The sequence below is a fragment of the Micrococcus sp. HMSC31B01 genome, assembly GCF_001816085.1.
In the GTDB taxonomy this organism is placed as follows: Bacteria; Actinomycetota; Actinomycetes; order Actinomycetales; family Micrococcaceae; genus Micrococcus; species Micrococcus luteus.
In genome coordinates this window covers 1-4357 of sequence record NZ_KV825103.1, presented here as the reverse complement: position 1 = coordinate 4357, position 4357 = coordinate 1, and the positions used below count along the sequence as shown (strand labels likewise).

3 protein-coding genes are annotated in these 4357 nt (G+C 71.3%); all 3 read left to right on the top strand.

All coding sequences use genetic code 11. From position 1 onward, the window contains the following. Positions 1-1154: chromosomal replication initiator protein DnaA (dnaA, locus tag HMPREF3105_RS05855; protein WP_210401429.1), on the top strand; the 1154-nt coding region annotated here is incomplete at its 5' end. Between the two features lie 750 nt (positions 1155-1904). Continuing rightward, the gene (gene dnaN / locus HMPREF3105_RS05850; RefSeq protein ID WP_002856446.1) at positions 1905-3020 is read left to right on the top strand and encodes a DNA polymerase III subunit beta; all 1116 of its coding nucleotides are present in this window, start codon (positions 1905-1907) and stop codon (positions 3018-3020) included. Between the two features lie 21 nt (positions 3021-3041). Further along, positions 3042-4256 carry a DNA replication/repair protein RecF gene (gene recF / locus HMPREF3105_RS05845; RefSeq protein WP_070708965.1) on the top strand — a complete coding sequence of 405 codons (1215 nt, stop codon included), beginning with the start codon at positions 3042-3044 and terminating at the stop codon, positions 4254-4256. Positions 4257-4357 lie beyond the last annotated feature (101 nt).

Sequence of the window (4357 nt, the reverse complement as noted above, 5' to 3'; positions counted from 1 at the left end):
CCGAGGAGCTGCCGGGCTTCCGCATCGAGCCGCCGGCCGACGTCGCGCCCGCTGCGACCGCGGCCCCGAGCGGGAACGGCAAGCCGACCCCCGCGCCGCCGTCGACGTCCGCGGAGACCAGCCGCCTCAACGACCGCTACCACTTCGAGACGTTCGTGATCGGCTCGTCCAACCGGTTCGCGCACGCCGCCGCGAACGCGGTGGCCGAGGCGCCGGCGAAGGCGTACAACCCGCTGTTCATCTACGGCGAGTCCGGCCTGGGCAAGACGCACCTGCTGCACGCGATCGGGCACTACGCCCGTCGCCTCTACCCGGGCCTGCGGGTGCGGTACGTGAACTCGGAGGAGTTCACCAACGACTTCATCAACTCCATCCGCCACGACGAGGGCGCCTCGTTCAAGCAGGTCTACCGCAACGTGGACATCCTGCTGATCGACGACATCCAGTTCCTGGCGGACAAGGAGGCGACGGTCGAGGAGTTCTTCCACACCTTCAACACGCTCTACAACAACAACAAGCAGGTGGTCATCACCTCGGACCTGCCGCCCAAGCAGCTCTCCGGGTTCGAGGACCGGCTGCGCTCCCGCTTCGAGTGGGGGCTGATCACGGACATCCAGCCGCCGGACCTCGAGACGCGCATCGCGATCCTCCGGAAGAAGGCGGAGGCCGAGGGGCTCGTGGCCCCGCCAGAGGCGCTGGAGTACATCGCCTCGCGCATCTCCACGAACATCCGCGAGCTCGAGGGCGCGCTGATCCGCGTGACCGCGTTCGCCTCGCTCAACCGGCAGACCGTGGACATCGAGCTGGCCGAGCATGTGCTCAAGGACCTGATCACGGACGAGACGGCACACGAGATCACGCCGGAGCTGATCCTGCACGCCACGGGGGAGTACTTCAATCTCACCCTCGAGGAGCTGACCAGCAAGTCCCGCACCCGCACGCTGGTGACGGCGCGGCAGATCGCCATGTACCTGCTGCGCGAGCTGACCGAGATGTCCCTGCCCAAGATCGGTCAGGTCCTGGGCGGCCGCGACCACACCACCGTCATCCACGCGGACCGCAAGATCCGCGAGCTGATGGCCGAGCGGCGGACGATCTACAACCAGGTCACCGAGCTCACCAACGAGATCAAGCGGAAACAGCGCGGCGCCTGAGCCACCCACTGCCCCCCCTCGAGTCCCGGTTCGAACCTTCGACCGGGACTCGAGTCTTCCTCCACATTGTCCACCGGTGTGGACAACTCTGTGGAGAACCCCCGCCGCTGTGGACAACCTCCGCCCCTGTGGATGGCGGAATCAGGCCGCTCACGCCGCGTCCACACCCCTGGGGACGACGACGGTGCACAGGCTGGTGAATCACACGGATGTCATTCGCTTGCCCACACGTATCCACAGGTCTCCACAGCCGAAAACCGCATGATCTCGCGGGTTTCGACGGGTGTGGATGTGCCCTGTGGACAGTAATGTGGACAACTGGGGGGTGGATCCGGGGATGAGTCTGGACAACTCCGGTCGGGCCTGTGCAGAGCGGGGGGAGGGCCTCCGGGGCTCGTCCACACCGGATGCACACCCCGAACGAGCGGGCGTCCACACGGTTCCCCCAACCGGATCCGCATGGTGCCGCGGCAGAACGGCGTTCTCCACAGGATCCACACCCGCTATCACTCCTTCTGATCCCTCTGGAGAGATCCCGCCAAGCAACATCAACTCCGCCGTCCCGCACCGAGCTGAGCGCCTCGACGGCCCGGGCTGCGCCCGGGCGCCCGAGATCCGTGGAATCACACCGCTGTCATTCGTCGGCGACCTGACACCCGCCGCGCGGACCGCCTATGCTGAGGCCCGCGTGTCGCCGTTCCCCCCGGGCCCGCAACCCCCGTCATCACCCCCAGAGAGGCAGTGCAGCTCGTGAAGTTCACCGTCGAACGCGACATCCTCACCGACGCCGTCTCCTGGGCTGCCCGCTCCCTGTCCCCGCGCCCGCCGGTGCCGGTGCTCTCGGGCCTGCTGATCACGGCCGAGGCCGGCGTCGTGTCCATCGCGAGCTTCGACTACGAGACCTCCGCGCGCCTGGAGATCGAGGCCGACGTCGAGACCGCGGGCCAGGTGCTCGTCTCCGGCCGCCTGCTGAACGACATCGTCCGCTCCCTGCCGCAGGCCCAGGTCACGGTGGAGCTCGACGGCGGCAAGGTGCTCGTCACCTGCCGCTCCTCCCGCTTCGCCCTGGCCACGATGCCCGTGGGCGACTACCCGGCCCTGCCCGAGCTGCCGGCCCCCGCGGGCACCGTGGACGGGGCCGCGTTCGCCCACGCCGTCGCCCAGGTCACCGTCGCCGCCTCCAAGGACGACACCCTGCCGATCCTCACCGCCGTGAAGGTGGAGATCGAGGGCGACACCATGACCTTCCTGGCCACGGACCGCTACCGGCTGGCCATGAAGGAGATCCGCTGGACCCCGGCGGACCCGTCCCTCTCGACGTCGCTGCTCATCAAGGCGCGCACGCTCACCGAGGTCGCCAAGTCCCTCGGCTCCGGCGGCGACCTGGAGATCCTGCTCGGTCAGACCGCCGACCTCGTGGGCTTCGCCTCCGGCGGCCGTCGCACCACCTCCGTGCTCGTGGACGGCGAGTACCCCAAGATCCGCTCGCTCTTCCCCGAGTCCAGCCCCATCCAGGCCGTGGTGGACACCGCCGCCCTGGTCGAGGCGTCCCGCCGCGTGGCCCTCGTCGCCGAGCGCAACACCGCCCTGCGCATGGTGTTCACGGACGGCCAGGTCACCCTGGACGCCGGCACCGGCGACGACGCGAGCGCCAACGAGTCCGTGCCGTGCACGCTCGAGGGCGAGGACATCACCGTGGCGTTCAACCCGTCCTACCTCTCCGAGGGCCTGGCCGTGGTGGACCAGCCGCAGGTGCGCTTCGCGTTCACGTCCGCGCCCAAGCCCGCCCTGCTCACCGGCGTGAACCAGGAGGACGGCGTCGTCTCCGACTACCGCTACCTCGTGATGCCGGTGCGCATCGCCTGACGCAGGGGGCTGGACGCTCCCGTGTACCTGTCCCACCTCACCGTCGCGAACTTCCGGTCCTACCGCTGGGCCGATCTGGAGCTGACGCCGGGGTCCACGGTGCTGCTCGGGGCCAACGGGGTGGGCAAGACCAACCTCGTGGAGGCGATCGGCTACCTCGGCGCCCAGCAGTCGCACCGGGTCAGCTCGGACGCGCAGCTCGTGCGCTTCGGCCGGGACCGGGCCCGGATCGCCGGACGCGTGCACCGCGGGTCCCGCACCGTCGCCCTCGAGCTGGAGATCCTGCCGGGCCGGTCCAACCGGGTGGCCATCAACCGCGGCGCCCCCGTGCGGGCGAAGGAGGGCCTCGGGATCCTGCGCACCGTGGTCTTCGCTCCGGAGGACCTGAGCCTCGTGACGGGGGAGCCGGGCGGCCGCCGTCGTCTCCTCGACCAGCTCATGGTGCAGCTGCGTCCGGCCCTCGGCGAGGCCGCCGCCGACTACGAACGCGTGCTGCGCCAGCGCAACGCCCTGCTCAAGTCGAGCCGCGGCTCTCGCCGCTGGGGCCCCGAGGAGGACGCGACCCTCGCCGTCTGGGACGAGCACCTCTGCGCCGCCGGCGCCCGCCTGCTCCACGGCCGCCTGCACGTGCTGCGCCTGCTGGCCCGCCCCCTCCAGGAGATGTATGCGGCGTTGACCAACGGCTCCAAGGCGGCGGCCTACGCCTACGAGTCCACCGTCCCGCTGGCCCGCGGCACCCACGCGGAGGTCCCGGCCGTGGCGGACCTGGCCGCGGACATGCGCCGGACGCTCGAGGCCCAGCGGGAGGAGGAGCGGGCGCGGGCGCTCACCCTGGTGGGCCCGCACCGGGACGAGCTCGCCCTCTTCCTGGGCCCGGCGCCCGCGCGCGGCTACGCCTCCCACGGGGAGACGTGGTCGCTGGCGCTCGCCCTGCGCATGGCGGCCTACGACGTGCTCGTGGCGGACGACCCGGACCCCGACGCCCGCCCCGTCCTGATCCTGGACGACGTGTTCGCGGAGCTCGACGCCGCCCGTCGCCGCCGCCTCGCCGCGCTCGTGCACCGGGCCGAGCAGGTGATCGTCACGGCCGCCGCGCTCGAGGACGTCCCCGAGGAGCTCACGGCCCACCGCGTGCTCATCCGCCAGGACGCGGAGGGCTCCGAGGCCGTGGCCGCCGCGGCCCCCGTGGAGGGTGACATCCGCGAGCCCCGGCGCGAGGGCGGCGCCGATGGCTGAGACCCCCGCCCCGTTCGAGCCGGACCGGCCGGACCTGGCGCTCGTGCAACTGCGTCGGGTCCGCGAGGCCGCCCGGGAGCGGGGCGAGGCGCCGCTGCGGG